This window comes from Microbacterium sp. BE35 (genome assembly GCF_031457705.1).
In the GTDB taxonomy this organism is placed as follows: Bacteria; Actinomycetota; Actinomycetes; order Actinomycetales; family Microbacteriaceae; genus Microbacterium; species Microbacterium trichothecenolyticum.
Map to the genome: position 1 here is coordinate 201,744 of NZ_JAVDXD010000002.1, position 19,713 is coordinate 221,456.

Annotated in this window: 13 protein-coding genes; 7 read left to right on the forward strand and 6 right to left on the reverse strand. The window is 69.8% G+C overall.

The window, feature by feature from the left end; all coding sequences use genetic code 11:
• Positions 1–105 precede the first annotated feature (105 nt).
• Together J2Y46_RS07195 and J2Y46_RS07200 are read right to left on the reverse strand one after the other, a co-directional pair.
• Positions 106–2,718: a DUF4062 domain-containing protein gene (locus J2Y46_RS07195; protein WP_310241320.1), complete on the reverse strand. Its 2,613-nt coding sequence runs from the start codon at positions 2,716–2,718 to the stop codon at positions 106–108.
• A 20-nt stretch (positions 2,719–2,738) separates the two neighbouring features.
• Positions 2,739–5,357 (reverse strand): DUF4062 domain-containing protein, encoded by a 2,619-nt coding sequence (locus J2Y46_RS07200; RefSeq protein ID WP_310241322.1) that lies wholly within the window; start codon positions 5,355–5,357, stop codon positions 2,739–2,741.
• A gap of 219 nt (positions 5,358–5,576) precedes the next feature.
• On the opposite strand from J2Y46_RS07200, the gene J2Y46_RS07205 reads away from it, so the two are divergent.
• The 3 genes from J2Y46_RS07205 (at position 5,577) to rpoC (ending at position 13,625) form a co-directional block, all read left to right on the forward strand.
• Positions 5,577–5,909: a hypothetical protein gene (locus J2Y46_RS07205; RefSeq protein WP_045301443.1), complete on the forward strand. Its 333-nt coding sequence runs from the start codon at positions 5,577–5,579 to the stop codon at positions 5,907–5,909.
• Positions 5,910–6,210: 301 nt separating this feature from the next.
• Positions 6,211–9,711, forward strand: a complete 3,501-nt coding sequence (locus J2Y46_RS07210; RefSeq protein ID WP_045301445.1) for a DNA-directed RNA polymerase subunit beta — start codon at positions 6,211–6,213, stop codon at positions 9,709–9,711.
• 41 nt (positions 9,712–9,752) lie between these two features.
• Positions 9,753–13,625, forward strand: coding sequence for a DNA-directed RNA polymerase subunit beta' (gene rpoC, locus J2Y46_RS07215; RefSeq protein WP_310241327.1), 3,873 nt, complete (start codon positions 9,753–9,755; stop codon positions 13,623–13,625).
• A 101-nt stretch (positions 13,626–13,726) separates the two neighbouring features.
• Here the strand turns inward: rpoC and J2Y46_RS07220 are convergent, their stop codons facing one another.
• The 3 genes from J2Y46_RS07220 to J2Y46_RS07230 are packed head-to-tail and all read right to left on the reverse strand — an operon-like array spanning position 13,727 to position 15,635.
• Complete coding sequence (locus J2Y46_RS07220) at positions 13,727–14,374, reverse strand: DUF3618 domain-containing protein (RefSeq protein ID WP_045301449.1); 648 nt, start codon at positions 14,372–14,374, stop codon at positions 13,727–13,729.
• Positions 14,374–14,793, reverse strand: coding sequence for a phage holin family protein (locus J2Y46_RS07225; RefSeq protein WP_045301685.1), 420 nt, complete (start codon positions 14,791–14,793; stop codon positions 14,374–14,376). The genes J2Y46_RS07220 and J2Y46_RS07225 overlap by 1 nt, the downstream gene beginning before the upstream one ends.
• Positions 14,790–15,635 carry a hypothetical protein gene (locus tag J2Y46_RS07230; protein WP_310241330.1) on the reverse strand — a complete coding sequence of 282 codons (846 nt, stop codon included), beginning with the start codon at positions 15,633–15,635 and terminating at the stop codon, positions 14,790–14,792. Before J2Y46_RS07230 ends, J2Y46_RS07225 begins: the two co-directional genes overlap by 4 nt.
• A gap of 238 nt (positions 15,636–15,873) precedes the next feature.
• On the opposite strand from J2Y46_RS07230, the gene J2Y46_RS07235 reads away from it, so the two are divergent.
• Positions 15,874–16,488: a hypothetical protein gene (locus tag J2Y46_RS07235; RefSeq protein ID WP_045301451.1), complete on the forward strand. Its 615-nt coding sequence runs from the start codon at positions 15,874–15,876 to the stop codon at positions 16,486–16,488.
• 1 nt (position 16,489) lies between these two features.
• Here J2Y46_RS07235 and J2Y46_RS07240 read toward each other — a convergent pair whose 3' ends face one another.
• A complete protein-coding gene (locus J2Y46_RS07240; RefSeq protein ID WP_310241333.1) occupies positions 16,490–17,083 on the reverse strand; it encodes a hypothetical protein in 594 nt (197 codons plus the stop codon).
• A gap of 113 nt (positions 17,084–17,196) precedes the next feature.
• Between J2Y46_RS07240 and J2Y46_RS07245 the strand changes: the two genes are divergently transcribed.
• The 3 genes from J2Y46_RS07245 to J2Y46_RS07255 all read left to right on the forward strand — a co-directional run bounded on the left by J2Y46_RS07245 (position 17,197) and on the right by J2Y46_RS07255 (position 19,546).
• Positions 17,197–18,186 carry an ABC transporter gene (locus tag J2Y46_RS07245; RefSeq protein ID WP_310241335.1) on the forward strand — a complete coding sequence of 330 codons (990 nt, stop codon included), beginning with the start codon at positions 17,197–17,199 and terminating at the stop codon, positions 18,184–18,186.
• Between the two features lie 40 nt (positions 18,187–18,226).
• Positions 18,227–18,805: a hypothetical protein gene (locus J2Y46_RS07250; RefSeq protein ID WP_045301457.1), complete on the forward strand. Its 579-nt coding sequence runs from the start codon at positions 18,227–18,229 to the stop codon at positions 18,803–18,805.
• A 72-nt stretch (positions 18,806–18,877) separates the two neighbouring features.
• Positions 18,878–19,546, forward strand: coding sequence for a spermidine/putrescine ABC transporter substrate-binding protein (locus J2Y46_RS07255; protein WP_310241337.1), 669 nt, complete (start codon positions 18,878–18,880; stop codon positions 19,544–19,546).
• Positions 19,547–19,713 lie beyond the last annotated feature (167 nt).

Sequence of the window (19,713 nt, forward strand, 5' to 3'; positions counted from 1 at the left end):
CACAGCATACGAGCGCGCTCCTCACCGCACCAGAGCGCGGCGCGCCGGGTCCTGATACCTCTGATACACGGATGCTGAGGCTCGCGGCATCCGTGATCACCCCGGCTACCAGGCGCGCAGCGCGTCGGCCACCATCGAGAACTCGTGCTCCGGGAGTGCCAGCTGCACCGCTTCGGCGACGGTGAGCTCGGCCCCGGCGATCTCGCCGGCCTCGACGCTCTGCGCATCGCGGCCACGGAGGATCTCGAGGTACGGCGTATGCACCGTGAAGGCCTCCACATCGAAGATGCCGATGCGCCGGCGGATCTCGCCGGCCGCGACGGCGAGCGCCGACGCCCGCCAGGCCTCGCCATGGGCCGCAGCGACCGCGCACACCCCCTCGAGGCCGTACGCGACGCCCTCTTCGTAGTGCAGCCCGACCGACAGCAGCAGGGTGTGCACGAACTCCCGCTCCGCCTCCTCGATGCGGCCGAGCTGGAAGTTCAGGCGAGAGCGCAGGTTGCCGGCGACCGAGGTCGTGAACAGATCGCCGCGCGACTCGGCGACCGAGGTGGCGCGGTCGAAGTGCGCGAGGGCGTCGTCGGTGGCTCCGCGCACCCAGGCGAGCCGGCCGAGCGAGACTTCGGTGATCGCCTCCGCCCACGTGTTCCCGCGCTCGCGCAGCGTGACCACCGCCTCGCGAAGCTCGGCTTCTGCCTTGTCGGTGTCGAGATGCGAGAACTGCACGCGTGCCGTCGCGCGCGCGGCGAGCGCCATCGCCGCGGCATCCTCGTCGCCGCTCTCCCGGAACAGGCGCACGCACTCGCCGAGGCCCGCCACCACCTGCTCGCTCGGCCGCTGCCACATCTCGCCCCACAGGGCGAAGAACCACGCGATTGCGCGGGTGTGCGGCGTGATGGGCTGCTCGTGCTGCTTCTCGAGCAGTTCGAGCATCCACACGCGCACCTCGGCGAAGAAGCCGGAGATCCACCAGTAGATGAGCAGGCACCACGCGAAGTCGCCGGCGTCGTCGAGCCGGTTCGTATAGACGAGGTGGCGCACCGCCGCGCGCAGGTTCGGCAGCTCGAGCCCGAGCCGCGCCACGGCGTCGGCCTGCCCGCGTCCGCCGAGGTCGGGGGCGATCTGCTGGACGAGCCCCCGGTAGTAGTCGGCGTGGGCGCGCCGCACGCGCTGCGCGTCGCCCCGCTCCTTGAGGTGGTCCAGCGCGTACTCCCGCACGATCGCGAGCAGCGAGAACACTCGGCGCCCGCCGAGCTCGCTCTGCTTGACGAGAGAGCCGTCCGCGAGGGCAGCGAGGGCGTCGATCGCGTGACCGCCCCACGGACGGTCCTCTCCCAGGGCTTCGACCGCATCGAGGGTGAACCTCGTCGCGAACACGCCGAGATCCTCGAGCAGGTCCCGCTGCTCCGGCGGCAGGAGACTCACGCTCCAGTCGATCGTCGCCCGCATCGTGCGGTGCCGTTCGGGCAGATCGCGCACCGCGGCCGTCAGCAGCGGCAGGCTCTTCTCGAGGCGCCCCGCGATCTGCGCCGGGTTGAGGATGCGCACCTTCGCCGCCGCGAGCTCGATCGCCAGCGGCAGCCCCTCGAGCCTGCGGCAGATGTCGGCGAGATCCCTCGCGTTGTCGGGTGTCACGTCGAACTGCGAATCGATCGCCCGCGCCCGGTCGACGAACAGCGACACCGCGGCCGAGCGCGCGGTGCGGTCCAGGCTCGCCGGGCCTTCGCCGGCGGGCGTCGTGAGCGGCGGCACGTCGTAGACGCGCTCGCCGCGGATCCGCAGGACGATGCGGCTCGTCACGAGGAACGTCGCGGTCGGCGCGACCGTGTACAGCCGCACGAGCACGGGTGCGGCATCCACGATCTGCTCGAAGTTGTCGAGCACGATCAGCACGCGGCGATCCGCGAGGGCGTGGGCGATGCGCTCCTCGAGGGCGGCCTCGCCGTTGTCGCGGATGCCGAGATAGTACGCGATCGTCGGCAGCAGCAGTCCCGGCTCGAGCACGCCCTCCAGGAGGACGAAGTAGACCCCGTCCGGGAACAGGTCGCCGGAGGCCATGGCCGACTCGATCGCGAGACGGCTCTTGCCGATGCCGCCGGGGCCGATCAGGCTCACCACCCGGTCCGTGCCCCGCGCCAGCAGGGTGCGCACCGCATCGATGTCCACCTCCCGCCCGATGGTGGTCGTGTAGGGCACCGGGACGCGGCCCACCAGGCTGACCTGCGCAGCGCCGGTGTCGGGCGCCTCCGGCGCCCGCGATTCGTCGAAGCGTTCGGCGAGGAGCATGGCGAGGTCGCCGGCGACGTGGTCTTCGAGGTCTCGGGCGTCGTGGAAGTGGAGGTAGGCGGCGGTGTCGTCGGCTTGGATGCGGGCGATGAGGTCTTTGAGTCGTTCGTCTCGGGTGTCGGTGTCTTTGACGTAGATGAGTTTGGGCATGCCGGCGGGGGCGAGGTTGTATTCGTCTTCGAGGCCGGAGACGTCTTCGTCGGGGGCGATCCAGCCGTAGCTGGCGCCGTAGATGCCGATGAAGACGTCGGATTGGGCGAGGTAGGAGCGGTAGAGGTCGCGGGGCGGGTGGGGCCGTGCGCCGAGTTCGAACATCACGGGGGCGAGCCGGAGTCGCTCGACGGCCGACCGCACTGCTTCGCGTTCGTCCGCGAGCTCGCGCAGGGTCGAGCTCACGAACACCCGGATCCGCTGGTCGGGCGTACGGATCACGGGCGCCCGCTCCGGCCCCGTCACCACGAAGGGACCTTCTCACGGACGTCCGCGTCGGCGTCGGGGAGCGCGATCGCGATGGCCTCCGCAAGGCCCATCTCCCTGCCAGCGCGCTCACCGGCCTCGACGCTCTCGGCGTCGACGGCCCGCAGGGCCTCCAACGGTGCGAGGTGCACGGCGAACCCTTCGATGTCGTAGACGCCGGTCGTCTCGCGGATGGTCGCCGCCACCGCGGCCAGAGCTCCGGCGCGCCACGCGTCGCCGTGCGAGGCGGCGATCGCGGACATTCCCTCCAGCCCGTAGGTGGCGCCGTCGACGAAGTGCAGCCGGATGGACAGCGTCAGGGTCAGCAGGAACTCCGCCTCCGCCTCGTCGCGCTCACCCAGCACGAAGCGCAGTCGCGCGCGGTTGTTGCCCGCCACGACGCGGGTGAACGCATCGTCGGCGGCGTCGGCGATGTCCACCGCCCGGCCGAGGTGCTCGAGCGCCGCCGGGATGTCACGACGCAGCATGCCGAACTGTCCGAGCACCACCTCGGCGAGGGACTCCGCCCAGCGGTCGCCGAGCTCGTGGAGGGTCGCGATCGCCTCGCCGATCTCGGCCCGGAACACCTCTTCGTCGAGGTCGGCGAACTGCAGCCGCGTCGACGCCTTCGCGGCGAGCGCCATCGCGGCGGCCTGCTCGTCGCCGCTCTCGGTGAACAGCCGCACGACCTCGCCGAGACCCTCCACCACCTGGTCGCTCGGGCGCTGCCAGAGCTCTGCCCACAGCGGGAAGAACGTCGCGATCGCGCGCGTGCGCGGGGTCAGCAGCATCCGTTTCTCGAGAAGTTCCAGCATCCACAGCCGCACGTCGGCGAAGTACCCGCAGATCCACCAGTAAGCGAGCAGGGTCCACGCGAAGTCGCCGGCGTCGTCGAGCCGGTCCATGGAGACCAGGTGGCGTGCCGCGGCGCGCAGGTTCGGCACTTCGAGCCCCAGTTCGGCGACGGCATCGATCTGCTCGGCGCCGCGCAGTCGTGGGGCCACCCGGTGCACCAGGTCGAGGTAGTAGTCGGCGTGCGCGATCCGCATCGCATCCGCCGCCAGACGTGACTCGAGCGCTTCGAGGGCGTACTCGCGGACGATCGCGAGGAGCGAGAACACCGAGCGGCCGCCCGAGTCGATGCGCTGCACCAGCGACGCATCGATGAGCGCGGCCAGGGTCTCGATCGTGTGGGGGCCCCACGAGCGGGTCTCGCCCACCGCCTCGACCGAGTCGAGGCTGAATCGCGCGGCGAACACACCGAGGTCCTCCAGCATCGCGCGCTGATCATCGGCCAGCAGGCCCACGCTCCAGTCGATCGTCGCCCGCATGGTGCGGTGGCGGTCGGGGAGATCGCGCACAGACGTCGACAGCAGCGGGAGGGTGTGGCCGAGGCGGTCGGCGACATCGTGCGGCGAGAGCAGCCTGACCTTCGCCGCGGCCAGTTCGATGGCGAGCGGCAGCCCGTCGAGCCGGCGGCAGATGCCGATGACGTCTGCCGCGTTCTCGGCGGTCAGCCGGAACCCGGGGAGTGCGGACGCGGCACGCTCCGCGAACAGCACGCACGCCGAGGACGCCTGTGCCTGCGCGAGCGTGGCGGGGACGTCCGGTGCGGGCGTCTCGAGCGTCTCGACCTCGAACACGCGCTCGCCGCGGATGCGCAGGACGATCCGGCTCGTCACCAGGAAGCATGCGCGCGGAGCGAGGGAGTACAGGCGCACCAGGACGGGGGCCTCGTCGATGATCTGCTCGAAGTTGTCGAGCACGATGAGCACGTGGCGGTCGCCGATCGCCTGCGCGATGCGCTCCTCGAGCGTGGCCGCCCCGGTGTCGCGCACGCCGAGGATGTAGGCGATCGTCGGCAGCAGGAGTCCTGGTTCGAGCACGCCCTCCAGCGGCACGAAGTAGACCCCGTCCGGGAACAGGTCGGTGTTCGCGTGGGCCGCCTCGATCGCCAGCCGGCTCTTGCCGATGCCGCCCGGCCCGATGAGGCTCACGACGCGGTGGAGGCCTCCGGCCAGCAGGGCGCGGATCTCGGCGAGCTCGCCTTCGCGCCCGATCGTCTCGGTGTACGGCTCGGGCACGCGCGCGGCGAGCGAGATCTCGGCCGCGGTGGCCGGCTCGGTGCGCCGCGACTGGTCGAAGCGTTCGGCGAGGAGCATGGCGAGGTCGCCGGCGACGTGGTCTTCGAGGTCTCGGGCGTCGTGGAAGTGGAGGTAGGCGGCGGTGTCGTCGGCTTGGATGCGGGCGATGAGGTCTTTGAGTCGTTCGTCTCGGGTGTCGGTGTCTTTGACGTAGATGAGTTTGGGCATGCCGGCGGGGGCGAGGTTGTATTCGTCTTCGAGGCCGGAGACGTCTTCGTCGGGGGCGATCCAGCCGTAGCTGGCGCCGTAGATGCCGATGAAGATGTCGGATTGGGCGAGGTAGGAGCGGTAGAGGTCGCGGGGCGGGTGGGGCCGTGCGCCGAGTTCGAACATCACGGGGGCAAGCCGGAGTCGCTCGACGGCCGACCGCACTGCTTCGCGTTCGTCCGCGAGCTCGCGCAGGGTCGAGCTCACGAACACCCGGATCCGCTGGTCGGGCGTACGGATCACGGGGTGTCCCACCCCAGTCATGTGCATATATTGGCGCGATCTGGGCAGTTTCGCCATGGTTTCGGTGCATCGATGCATCGGATGGGGGTCCAGCCTCACTTCAGATGCGTGCCGCTGCGCATCCCAGAGCCTCCCTTCCCACCGTCCGTGCGCAGGAGTATGTTGCGGCGGTGACGGCGTCGAAGAGGACACCGTCGTCCGGATCGGGGCTTCGGACGCCATCACAGGGGAGGGAATTCGATGAAGAAGGCTTTGGCGTGCGCGGTCGTCGCGATCGGGCTGGTGCTCGGCAGTGGCGGCGCGGCAATGGCGGGCGAGGTCAACGGGAACGGCGGTGCCGCGAACGGCGCGGCGAACTCGGCATCCGAGTGCGCGTTCTCGGGTCAGGACACCGCGGACAGCATCGAGGGGACGGGCCCGGAAGGAATGGGCGACGACGCCCTCGCGATGCGGGGCAATCAGAAGCACGGATACAAGGGCATCCAGAGCTACGGGATGTTCGTGAGCGCGGGCATCGACCTGGGGATCAACCCGGGAGATGCCTGCCGGGGCAACCTCGGCAAGAAGCACTGATCTGATCTCAGCGCCTCGCCGCACCCGTGCGCTTCGGCCCTGTGCCGAGCGCGCGGGTGCTGCCGTCTTCGGGCTTATACCGCAGCATCCGGAACTTTTCAAGAATCCAACTGGACACGGCGCGTCGTCCGACGTATAGTGGGTCTTTGCGCTCTTGGATTCCCCCTGCCCTCATATGGTGGTCGGCTGTGCCTGCGCCCCCTCACGTTCACGTGAGGAGTGCCGCGCGGGTTTCGGGGATGAGGAGCACTCCACCTGACGACAAGGAAACGAGCCCTACGGGCCCACGGAGGTAATCCCCTTGGCTGCTGCGAGCAACGCATCCAACCCCACCACCACCCCGAAGAACGGACGCGGAGCTTCCCGCCTCTCGTTCGCCAAGATCTCCGACACGCTGACGGTCCCCGACCTTCTCGCGCTGCAGACCGAGTCGTTCGACTGGCTCGTCGGCAATGAGGCCTGGAAGGCCCGCGTCGCCGACGCGAAGGCCGCCGGTCGCACCGACGTGCCCGAGGTCAGCGGCCTCGAGGAGATCTTCGAGGAGATCTCCCCGATCGAGGACCTGAGCGAGACCATGCAGCTCTCGTTCACGAACCCGTACCTCGAGCCCGAGAAGTACTCCATCGAGGAGTGCAAGGAGCGCGGCAAGACGTACGCGGCCCCGCTCTACGTCGAGGCCGAGTTCATGAACCACCAGACCGGTGAGATCAAGACCCAGACGGTCTTCATGGGCGACTTCCCGCTCCAGACCGACAAGGGCACGTTCATCATCAACGGCACCGAGCGCGTCGTCGTGTCGCAGCTCGTCCGTTCGCCCGGCGTCTACTTCGACAAGACCCCCGACAAGACCTCCGACAAGGACATCGTGTCGGCGCGCGTCATCCCGTCGCGGGGCGCCTGGCTCGAGTTCGAGATCGACAAGCGCGACCAGGTCGGCGTCCGCATCGACCGCAAGCGCAAGCAGTCCGTCACCGTCTTCCTGAAGGCCCTCGGCCTCACCAGCGAGGACATCCTCGCCGAGTTCGCCGGCTTCGACTCGATCGAGGAGACGCTCTCGAAGGACACGATCCTCTCCAAGGAGGACGCGCTCCGCGACATCTACCGCAAGCTCCGTCCGGGCGAGCAGGTCGCCGCCGAGGCCGCCCGCGCGCTCCTGGACAACTTCTACTTCAACCCGAAGCGCTACGACCTCGCCAAGGTCGGCCGGTACAAGATCAACCACAAGCTCGGTCTCGACAAGCCGCTCACCGACTCGGTGCTGACGGTCGACGACATCGTCGCGACGATCAAGTACCTCGTCCGCCTGCACCGCGGCGACGTCACCTTCGACGGCGTGCGCGGCGGCAAGCCGGCCGAGATCCGCCTCGACGTCGACGACATCGACAACTTCGGCAACCGTCGCATCCGCGCGGTCGGCGAGCTCATCCAGAACCAGGTCCGCACCGGTCTGTCCCGCATGGAGCGCGTCGTCCGCGAGCGCATGACCACGCAGGACATCGAGGCGATCACGCCGCAGACCCTGATCAACGTCCGCCCCGTCGTGGCCGCGATCAAGGAGTTCTTCGGGACGTCGCAGCTGTCGCAGTTCATGGACCAGAACAACCCGCTCGCGGGTCTGACCCACAAGCGCCGCCTCTCGGCCCTCGGCCCCGGCGGTCTGTCGCGTGAGCGCGCAGGCGTCGAGGTCCGCGACGTCCACCCGTCGCACTACGGCCGTATGTGCCCCATCGAGACGCCGGAAGGCCCGAACATCGGTCTGATCGGCTCGCTCGCCTCGTTCGCGCGCATCAACGCGTTCGGCTTCATCGAGACGCCGTACCGCCGCGTCGTCGAGGGCAAGGTCACCGACCAGATCGACTACCTGACCGCCTCGGAGGAGAGCGACTACATCGTCGCCCAGGCCGGTGTCGAGCTGAAGGCCGACGGCAGCTTCGCTCAGGACCGCGTCCTCGCCCGTCGCGGCAACGGCGGCGAGGTCGACCTCTTCCACTCGGAGGAGATCGGCTACATGGACGTCTCGCCGCGCCAGATGGTGTCGGTGGCGACCTCGCTCATCCCCTTCCTCGAGCACGACGACGCCAACCGCGCCCTCATGGGTGCGAACATGCAGCGCCAGGCCGTTCCGCTTCTGCGTTCGGAGTCGCCGGTGGTCGGCACGGGCATGGAGGGCTTCGCCGCGATCGACGCCGGTGACGTCGTCACCGCCGACAAGGCCGGTGTCGTCGTCGAGGTCTCGGCCGACGTCGTGACGGTGCAGCTCGACGAGGGCGGCACCCAGGACTACTTCCTGCGCAAGTTCGACCGCTCGAACCAGGGCACGTCGTACAACCAGCGTGTGGTGGTCTCGGCCGGTGAGCGCGTCGAGGCCGGCGAGGTCATCGCCGACGGTCCCGCGACCGAGAACGGCGAGCTCGCCCTCGGCAAGAACCTCCTCGTCGCGTTCATGACGTGGGAGGGCCACAACTTCGAGGACGCGATCATCCTCAGCCAGGACCTGGTGAAGGACGACACGCTCTCCTCGATCCACATCGAGGAGTACGAGGTCGACGCCCGCGACACGAAGCTCGGCAAGGAGGAGATCACGCGTGATCTCCCCAACGTGAGCCCCGACCTGCTCAAGGACCTCGACGAGCGCGGCATCATCCGCATCGGCGCCGAGGTGCGCCCCGGCGACATCCTCGTCGGCAAGGTCACGCCGAAGGGCGAGACGGAGCTCTCGGCCGAGGAGCGCCTGCTCCGCGCGATCTTCAACGAGAAGAGCCGCGAGGTCCGCGACACGTCGCTGAAGGTGCCCCACGGTGAGCAGGGCACCATCATCGCCGTCAAGGAGTTCAACGCCGAGGACGGCGACGACGAGCTCGGCTCGGGCGTCAACCGCCGCGTCGTGGTCTACATCGCCCAGAAGCGCAAGATCACGGAGGGCGACAAGCTCGCCGGCCGTCACGGCAACAAGGGCGTCATCGCGAAGATCCTCCCCGTCGAGGACATGCCGTTCCTCGCGGACGGCACGCCGGTCCAGGTCATCCTGAACCCGCTCGGCATCCCCGGTCGAATGAACTTCGGCCAGGTCCTCGAGCTGCACCTCGGCTGGATCGCCAAGCAGGGCTGGAAGGTCGAGGGCACCCCGGAGTGGGCCGCCCAGCTGCCCGAGCAGGCCTTCGAGGCTCCGGCCGGCACCAAGGTCGCCACGCCGGTGTTCGACGGCGCGTTCGAGGCCGAGATCGCGGGTCTGCTCGACTCGACGAACCCGACCCGCGACGGCGAGCGCCTGATCGACTCGTCGGGCAAGACGCAGCTGTTCGACGGTCGCTCCGGCGAGCCGTTCCCGGCTCCGATCTCGGTCGGCTACATGTACATCCTGAAGCTGCACCACCTCGTGGACGACAAGATCCACGCGCGCTCGACGGGTCCGTACTCGATGATCACCCAGCAGCCGCTCGGTGGTAAGGCGCAGTTCGGCGGCCAGCGCTTCGGTGAGATGGAGGTGTGGGCCCTCGAGGCCTACGGCGCCGCGTACGCGCTCCAGGAGCTCCTCACGATCAAGTCCGACGACATCCTCGGCCGCGTCAAGGTGTACGAGGCGATCGTCAAGGGCGAGAACATCCAGGAGCCCGGCATCCCCGAGTCGTTCAAGGTGCTCATGAAGGAGATGCAGTCGCTCTGCCTGAACGTCGAGGTCCTCTCGGCGGACGGCACGGCGGTCAACCTCCGCGACACCGACGACGACGCCTTCCGCGCCGCTGAAGAGCTCGGCATCAACATCTCCAGCCGCTTCGAGTCCTCGTCGATCGACGAGATCTAAGCGCGCCAGGTAACGAACGAATTTCCGACACAGGAGAACCAGTGCTCGAATCAACCACTTTCGATCAGCTTCGCATCGGCCTGGCCACCGCTGACGACATCCGTCGTTGGTCCTACGGCGAGGTCAAGAAGCCCGAGACCATCAACTACCGCACCCTGAAGCCCGAGAAGGACGGTCTGTTCGGCGAGCAGATCTTCGGACCCTCGCGCGACTGGGAGTGCGCGTGCGGCAAGTACAAGCGCGTCCGCTTCAAGGGCATCGTCTGCGAGCGCTGCGGCGTCGAGGTCACCAAGTCCTCGGTCCGCCGTGAGCGCATGGGCCACATCGAGCTCGCCGCGCCCGTCACGCACATCTGGTACTTCAAGGGCGTGCCCTCGCGCCTCGGGTACCTGCTCGACATGGCGCCGAAGGACCTCGAGAAGGTCATCTACTTCGCCGCGTACATGGTGATCTCGGTCGACGACGAGGCTCGCCACCGCGACCTCTCGACGCAGGAGAACAACATCCGCCTCGAGCTCAAGACGCTCGCCGACCGCCGCGACGCGCGTGTGGCCGCTCGCCTCCAGAAGCTGGAGGAGGAGCTCGCCGCGCTCGAGGAGGAGGGTGCCAAGGCCGACCAGAAGAAGAAGGTCAAGGACGCCGCCGAGAAGGAGATGGCCGCTATCCGCAAGGGTACGGACGACCAGATCACGCGTCTCGAGAAGGTGTGGGAGGACTTCCGCACGCTCGAGGTCGGCCAGCTCAAGGGCGAGGACGAGATCTTCCACGAGCTCCAGGACCGCTTCGGTCAGTACTTCGAGGCCCACATGGGCGCGGAGTCGATCAAGCGCCGTCTCGAGGCGTTCGACCTGGCCGCCGAGGCCGACAGCCTGCACCTGCAGATCTCCGAGGGCAAGGGCCAGCGCAAGATCCGTGCGATCAAGCGCCTGAAGGTCGTCAACTCGTTCCTGCAGACCGGCATGTCGCCGGCCTCGATGGTGCTCGACGTCGTCCCGGTCATCCCGCCGGAGCTGCGCCCGATGGTGCAGCTGGACGGTGGCCGCTTCGCGACCTCCGATCTGAACGACCTCTACCGCCGCGTGATCAACCGCAACAACCGCCTCCGTCGCCTGATCGACCTCGGTGCCCCCGAGATCATCGTCAACAACGAGAAGCGCATGCTGCAGGAGGCCGTCGACGCGCTGTTCGACAACGGCCGCCGCGGCCGCCCCGTCACCGGTACCGGCAACCGCGCCCTCAAGTCCCTGAGCGACATGCTCAAGGGAAAGCAGGGTCGCTTCCGCCAGAACCTGCTCGGCAAGCGCGTGGACTACTCGGGCCGTTCGGTCATCATCGTGGGTCCCCAGCTCAAGCTCCACCAGTGTGGCCTCCCCAAGCAGATGGCGCTCGAGCTGTTCAAGCCGTTCGTGATCAAGCGCCTGATCGACCTCGGTCACTCGCAGAACATCAAGGCGGCCAAGCGCGCCGTCGAGCGCACGCGTCCCGAGGTGTGGGACGTGCTCGAGGAGATCATCCGCGAGCGCCCCGTGCTGCTCAACCGTGCGCCTACGCTGCACCGCCTCGGCATCCAGGCCTTCGAGCCTCAGCTCGTCGAGGGCAAGGCCATCCAGCTGCACCCGCTCGTGTGTGCTGCGTTCAACGCAGACTTCGACGGTGACCAGATGGCCGTGCACCTGCCGCTGTCGGTGGAGGCCCAGGCCGAGGCCCGCATCCTGATGCTCGCCTCGAACAACATCCTCAAGCCGTCGGACGGCCGTCCGGTGACCCTGCCCTCGCAGGACATGATCATCGGCCTCCACCACCTGACCACGGTCATCGAGGGTGCTGCCGGCGAGGGCCGCGTGTTCGGCTCGGTCGGCGAGGCGATCCTGGCGAAGGACGAGGGCACCCTCGACCTGCAGGCCAAGGTCCGCATCCGCATCCCCGGCCTCGCGTTCCTCGAGGGCGAAGCCCCCGAGGGCTACGAGCGCCACGGCCTCGTGGACGCGTCGCTCGGCCAGGCGATCTTCAACGACACGCTCCCCAAGGGCTACCCGTTCGTTCGCGAGCAGGCCGACAAGGGCAAGCTGTCGCAGATCGTGAACAAGCTCGCCGAGGAGTACCCGAAGGTGGAGGTCGCGGCATCCCTCGACCGCATCAAGGACGCCGGCTTCTACTGGGCCACGCGTTCCGGTGTCACGGTGGCGCTGAGCGACATCCTCACGCCGCCGAACAAGGGCGAGATCGTCGCGGGCTACGAGAAGCAGGCCGCGAAGGTCCAGGCGCAGTTCGAGAAGGGTCTCACCACCGACGCCGAGCGTCGTCAGGAGCTCATCAAGATCTGGACCGAGGCGACCGACGAGGTCCAGAAGGCGATGCGCGACCACTTCCCGGCCGACAACACCATCAACCGCATGGTCTCGTCGGGCGCCCGTGGTAACTGGCTGCAGATCCGCAACATCGCGGGTATGCGAGGCCTGGTGAACAACCCCAAGGGTGAGATCATCCCGCGTCCGATCATCTCCTCGTACCGCGAGGGCCTGTCGGTGGCGGAGTACTTCATCGCGACGCACGGTGCCCGCAAGGGTCTGGCCGACACGGCCCTCCGTACGGCCGACTCGGGCTACCTGACCCGTCGCCTGGTGGACGTCTCGCAGGATGTCATCATCCGCGAGGAGGACTGCGGCACGAGCAAGGGCCTCGAGTTCACCATCGCCGCTCCCGGTGCCGACGGCACGCTGGTGCGCGACGCCAACGTCGAGAACTCGGTGTTCGCCCGCACGCTCGCTGCCGACGCGGTCGACCCGAAGGGCGAGGTCGTCGCCTCGGCCGGTGAGGACGTCGGCGACGTGCTCATCGACAAGCTGGTCGCGGCGGGTGTCGAGTCCATCAAGGTGCGCTCGGTCCTCACGTGCGACTCGGCCGTCGGCGTCTGCGCGAAGTGCTACGGCCGTTCGCTCGCGACCGGCAAGATCGTCGACATCGGCGAGGCCGTCGGCATCATCGCGGCCCAGTCGATCGGTGAGCCCGGCACGCAGCTGACGATGCGTACCTTCCACACCGGTGGTTCGGCGTCGGCAGACGACATCACGCAGGGTCTTCCCCGCGTGCAGGAGCTGTTCGAGGCCCGCACCCCGAAGGGTGCGTCGCCGATCGCCGAGGCCGACGGCCGCATCACGATCGACGAGACCGACAAGGCCAAGAAGGTCATCCTCACGCCCGACAACGGCGACGAGCCGCACGTCTACCCGGTCCTGAAGCGCGCGACGCTCCTGGTCGAGGACGGACAGCACGTCCCCGTCGGTCAGCCGATCCTGGTCGGCACGCTCGACCCCAAGGAGGTCATGCGTGTCATGGGTGCCCGCGAGGTGCAGAAGTACCTCGTGAACGGCGTCCAGGGCGTGTACCGCTCGCAGGGTGTGCCGATCCACGACAAGCACATCGAGGTCATCGTCCGTCAGATGCTGCGGAAGGTCACCGTGGTCGACCACGGCGACACCACGCTGCTCCCGGGCGAGCTGGTCGACTTCAAGAAGTACCAGACCATCAACCGCGAGGCGGTCGGCGAGGGCAAGCGCCCCGCGTCGGGTCGTCCCGAGCTGATGGGTATCACGAAGGCGTCGCTCGCGACCGAGTCGTGGCTGTCGGCAGCATCGTTCCAGGAGACCACCCGCGTCCTGACGCAGGCGGCCATGGAGGGCAAGAGCGACCCGCTCATGGGCCTCAAGGAGAACGTCATCATCGGAAAGCTCATCCCCGCCGGAACCGGACTCGCGAAGTACCGCGATGTCACGGTCGAGGCGACGGAGGAGGCCAAGAGCGAGCGGTACCCCAACCGCATCTTCGCCTCGGACGGCGCGTACACCGACGCCGACCTGAGCTACGTCGACTTCGACAGCTTCTCCACCGACGGTTTCACCACCGACTACAACTGAGTCCGCCCCCTCCGGTCGCTGAGCGGGCGGAGTGAGACGAAACGCTCGAACGAGAGGCCCCGGCATCGCCGGGGCCTCTCGCCGTTGACGGGACGGATGCCTCACCCCAGCCTGGGCGATCCCTCCGCGTCGTCCGGCCGCGACGCGGCGCGGTCGTCCGGCGACAGGTTGTCGGCGACGTTCTCCTTGACGCGCTCGGCGGTGTCCTGCGCCTCCTGCTTGACAGTCTCGGCGGAGTCGACGGCGGACTCCTTCACCTGTTCGACGGCGTCCTGCGCAGGACCCTTGAGGTTCTCGGCGACCTCCTGCGCGGCATCCTTCGCCTCGCCCACCGCCTTGTCGACGAGCGGCTGCGCGCGGTCCCGCAGCGACGTGGCGAACCGCGTCTCGGACTCGGTCGTCGGAATCAGGCTGGCCACGAGGAACCCGACGCCGGCGGCGAGGAGTCCCACGACGATCGGCGCACCCTGTGCCTTCTGCTTCGCCTTGTGCGGCAGCTCCTTGACGGCGTCGCCGGCGGCGTCCATCGCGTCACCGACCGAGTGGCCGGCGGACGAGGCGGTGTCGCCGACGTCGTCGGCCACGCCCATCACGTGGCCCTTCATGTCGCCGAAGGCGCGACGGACCCGAGTGGTCTGGCGCTCCATGATCTTCGGAGGCGACACCTTGTCGGCGAGCGCATCGACATCGCGTCCGAGTTCGTCGCGGGTGACCTCGATGTCTGCGCGGATCTGGTCTGGGTTGCTCATTATCGGTTCTCCTCGTTCCTCTTGAGTGCTTCGGGGATCTCCTTGACGGTCTCCACCGTCTGCGGCGCCCCTTGCACGGTCTTCAGTCGGTTCCGCCCGACGGCGTACAGGACGCCGGCGATGACGGCCCAGATGACGGCGACGATCACAGCCGACCAGCCGAGGCTGTCGATGAGATCGCCGAGCGCCCACCACAGGGCGACGCTCAGGAAGAACACGGCCATCACGGCCGCGTAGCCGGCGCCTCCCAGCAGTCCCGCTCCCATGCCCGCCCGCTTGGCCGACTCCGAGAGCTCGGCTTTCGCGAGTTCGAGCTCCTTGCGCATCAGGTTCGACAGGTCGCGGGACACCTCGCCCACGAGGTCGCCCAGCGACGTGTCCGCCGCCTTCTGCTGCGACGGCGTGGGCATGTCGGTCATCGTCGTGCCTCTCCGCTCGGCGACCACTCGCCCTGCGCCGTCCTGGCGCCGGTGACGGGGTTCTGCCCGTTCGCCGCAGTGGCCCCGGCCGCGCTCGACAGCGGATCGCCCGGTGCCTGATCGGCGAGGGCGTCGGCGATGGGCGTGCTCTCGCCGGAGGCGCCGGAGCCGGCGCCGAAGCCGTCGGCTCCTGTGGCAGAGCCGGTCCGTTCGTCCGCCGTGACACCCGTCACACCCGGCGCGCCCGGCGCGCCCGCGGCGAGAGCCGGTCGCTGCGCGCGCGAAGCGCCCCCGAGCCCGGCGCTTGCGTTGTGTGCGTCGGCCATGAGCGCGCGGGTCATCCGACCGGCGACGATGCCTGCGCCGAGGGCGATCAGCAGGAAGGCGCCCGTGTGCCGACGAGCGTACCCGCGCACCTCCCGCACGACGTCGGCGGGTTCACGCTGCTCCAGCCAATCAGCGGCGCGGCGGGTCTGCTGACCGAGCGCGCGCACGGCGCTGGTGGCCATGCCGCGCGAACTCGTGCCGGTGCCCGATGCCATCCCCTCCAGCTCCTCGCCGGTGCCGCGCAGGGCGTCGGCCGCCCGGCGCTGCTGGGTGGACGCCTGGTCGGACAGCTGCACGCGCGTCTCGTCGAAGAATCCGCGGGCGGCGTCCTTCACGTCGTGCGCGACGCTGTGGATCTCGTCGCCCGCGACGCCGGCGACGTACATCGCTCCGGCGTCCACTTCGGCGACGGAGTCGACGGCGCGCTCCTTGATGTCCGGCGTGTCCGGGCTCTGCCCCTCGGGTGATCCGTTGGCACTGCGATCCGCGGCGGATCCGGTCTCGTAGGTCGACATGCTCCTCCTCCATCTCACCGGCGGAATCGGGCCGGCGATGTGCCGGCCGGGAGAGTCCGCCGTGGCGAACACCCTCCGCGAGGAATGACGAAAGCAAGGAGGGGGTCGAGTTCTGCGCCGCCGCGGAGTATGCTCCCGGCCCGCCCGGCAGCTACCCGCGGTGTCCTCGTAGCCCCGCGCGCGCCGCGGCGCAGCATCCGTGTCTCCGGCTTACCGTGGAAGCGGAGGTGGGGGCCCCATGGCGAGGACCGGCGGACGCAACTCGTGGATCGCCGTGCCCGCGGGGATCCTGTGCGCCGCCGTGGTGGCCTCGCTCGTGTGGCTGGCGCTGCCGATGGTCCCGGTGGCCGTCGCGTGGGTCGGCGACACGCTGCGCAGTGCCACCGCGCCGCGGCCCGAGGCGACGCCCGCACAGACGCCCGCCCAGACCGCGGCGGACGGTGGCGCGATCGACTGCCGCACGCTGTACGCCGACGACCTCTGGAACGAGCTGACCTGGCGGGAGGGGTCGCTGCTCGACCAGTCGATGGCGGCTCCCGCCACCGCCGCGACGGCGTTCGCCGACGCCGCCGCACCCGACGTGCTGGTGACCTGCACGTGGCGGTTCGACTCGGGCGGGATCGTCACCACGCTGTCGAAGGTCGATGCGGACGCCGCGACGATCGCCGAGGCCGCGCTGGCGGGCGACGGGTTCTCCTGCCGGACGGCGGACGGCGCCACGGTCTGCGATCGCACGCGGGGCGCGGTGCTCGAGGAGCACACCCTCCGCGACGGGCTCTGGCTCGTGAGCGTCGAGACGGCCTGGCACCCCGACGACTACGGCCGTCGGCTCGACCACACGGTCTGGGGCTGATTCAGCCGAAGATGCTCGCGACGACGGCGGCGGTGTAGCCGGCGGGCGCGAGGTTCGAGTACTGGGTGTCGACGAGGATGTCGTCGCGCCAGAACAGCGTGCGCCCGTCGGTGACCGGGTACGTCTCGTTCTGCCACGTCTTCTCGCAGCGCGTGCCGCCATCGGGGGTGTAGCAGGTGTAGCCCTCTTCGGTGACGAGCTTGTTGAGCATGTCGAGCGCCGGCCCGCGTGACATGGAGGAGATCTTCGTGACCAGGCCTGTCGTGTCGGCGGCGGGGTCGCGCCACACGCACACCAGGCTTCCGTCGGGCTGCGGTCCCGATGCGCCGAAGGCGGGGTCGTTGAGCGGCACACCCTCGAGCTGTGCCAGCACGTCGGCGGTCAGGATCGCACGGCAGTCGTCGGGGATCTCGGCGCGGGCGGTGGGCGACGGCGTCGCAGTGGGCGTCGCCGATCCTGACGCCGAGGTGGACGGGGTGGGGGTGAAGGTGAGGCTGCCCCCCGAAGGCGCGTCCGGTGCGCACGCCGTCAGCGCGGCGAGTGCGAGGAGGGTGGATGCCGCGGCCGCGGCGAGCTGGAACGCCCGTGGTGCCATGGGCTCAGGGTAATGAGCCGAGGCGCATTCCCCCGGCACGCCTCCGTCGTGTGCGCGGAACCGCGGGTTACTCTGCCTCTGCGGGGACGAGCCCTGCGTGAGGAGTGCCTGCGATGAGTGACCCCAAGTCGTCCTACGGCGAGCCCGTCGACGAGCCCAACGGCGTCGACGACGTCGTCGGCCGTGCGAACGAAGGTCTCGCCGACGCAGAGGCCGCCAAGCGCGATGCGGTCGGCAGCGAGACTCCGGCCGCAGAGACCCCCTCCGACGTCACCGAGGCGCCCGGCACCACCGACACGGACGCGTCTGCCGATGCCCCGGCGACCACCGCCGAGGCCGCTGCCGCCGCCGAGGCGCCTGCCGCCGCCGAGCCCGACCCCTGGGACTCGCCGGAGGCGGCCGCGCTGGACTACGCGCCCACCGCGACGCCCGCGCCGGCCGCCGATGACTCGCCCACCGTGGTGGTCCCGCCGGCCGTGACCCCGAGCGAGCCCGTCGTCGCGGAGCCCGCAGTCGTCGCCGCAGCCGCCGCCCCGCAGCCCATCTTCGTGCAGGCGCCCGAGGCGCCGCGTCCGCGCGGCAACCGCGCCGCCGCCGGCGCCATCGGCCTGCTCGCCGCCGTCGCGTTCGCCGTGCTCTACCTCGCGGTGTGGCTCGGCGTCGGCGCGATCAAGGGCGACGTCACCGGCGCGAACGTCGGCACGACCGCCCTCGAGGCCCTCGCGACCTGGTCGCTCTGGGTGCCCGTGGTCGTGTTCTTCATCGGCTTCTGGCTGCTCGGCGCCATCATCAACCGCGGCCGCTGGGGCGCCTGGGTGATCTTCGGCATCCTCGTGGGTGTCGCCGCGTACGGTGGTCACATCCTCGGCGCGCTGTTCCAGGCGCCGTTCTGGAACCTCACCGCCAGCGAGGGGGCCAAGCTCGTCGAGGCCGAGCTGCTGACGCCGCTCGCGATCGCCGCGTTCATCATCGGCCGCGAGCTCACGATCTGGTTCGGCGCGTGGGCCGCTGCGCGTGCGAAGCGCGTCACCGAGCTCAACGTCGAGGCTCAGCGAGAGTACGAGCGCACGCTCGAGGCAGGTCCGCAGCTCGTCCGCGCGTAGGCCCCGTTCGCATCCCCGCCGGCCGACGTAGGCTGGCGGCATGGCCGCTGACGGTTCGGATGGGCCGTCGCAGGGACCCGTGCGACCGCCCGTCGCCCTGGCCTTCGCGACGATGGGCTTCATCGCGCTCCTGATCTTCGGGCTCGGCATGACGAGTCTGGCGATGGGGGAGGACGTCATCGCGAGCCCCGGGCTCGGGCAGGCTCCCGGGATCGCCGGCGTCGTGTGCGCGACGCTCGCGTTCGCCGGCGGGCTGTGGGCCGCGATCGCGCGCGCCGGAAGCCGAACGGATGCTGCCGCCCCGGCGCGCGACGCCGCACCGGCTTCGGCGGGGGCCGGGTCGATCGCCCGCGCCGGAGCGCGGCATCCCTCGTACTGGGGCGCCTTGTGGACGACCGCCGCGACCTTCCTCGCCTACCTCGGGGGAGTGTGGTTCGGCGCCGTGTTCACCGGCGCCGATCTCGGCGTCGCGACGGCCGTCGTCGGCCGCCTCGCGACCACGTGGTTCGGGGTCGTCGTCGCCGCGGCGGCGTTCGTGTCGTCGTGGGCGGGCATCGCGCTCGTGCGCACCCGCGCCCGCCGACCGAGATGGCCGTGGGAGGACGAGTTCGACGAGTGATCCGGCAGCCCACGGTGCCGGGAACCGCGGAAATCCGCGCGGGTGCGGAGACCGGGCACTAGCGTGGAACGCGTGGAGCGGTCGCTCGAGACCCAGGTCAGCCAGGCGGTGGACGCCTGGCTCGCGTGGGTGCCCCGCTGGGAGCCCGCGACCCACCATGGCCGGACCGCACCCTGCCGCCGCTGCTTCGGGTCGCCCGTGCTCTCGGCCGCAGGCCTCGGCGCCGACGTGCCGCACGGTGTGCAGCACGGTCTGTCGACTCGCATCAAGACGATCGTCGACCGCTCGGTCGCCGAGTACACGGCGCTGAACCTTCCGATGCTGCAGGCCGAGCTCGACCAGCAGGCTGCTCGCAACCGCGCGCGCACCTACCGCCCGGGCGAAGGGCTCGATCCCGAGTTCGAGGGTCTTCCGATGGACCCCGATCCGGTGCCCGGCGCCCCGTTCCTGTTCACGATCGCGGGGCTCGCCGAGGAGGCCGATGCGCACGTGCCGGCGCTTCCTCCCCTGAGCGAGGAGGCCAAGGCGGCGCTGCGCCAGGAGGTGGGGCTCGCCGACGACTACGCGAACATGGTCGGCCGCGAAGTGTGCACGATCCTGCTGCACCATCGCCTGCGCATCCAGGCCGCGGTGACCGAGTACGTAGAGCCCCAGATCGAGGCGATGCTCGCCGATCTCACCAAGTCGCTCGACGCACCGTTCGACCCCCACGACCCCGGCGACCCTCCGCGGCTAGACTGACGCCGGCCCGTCACTGCGGCACGGTCCGGTGCCGGCCCGCCGCACGCGCTCCCACTCTCCACATCCCTGCTCGCCATGCGGGTTCCCGGGAGGTGGGTTTTGTTAGCATGACCGGGTTTGTCGTCGCCCTGGCGACATGAGTGTGACGGTAGCGGACTGCGGGGGAG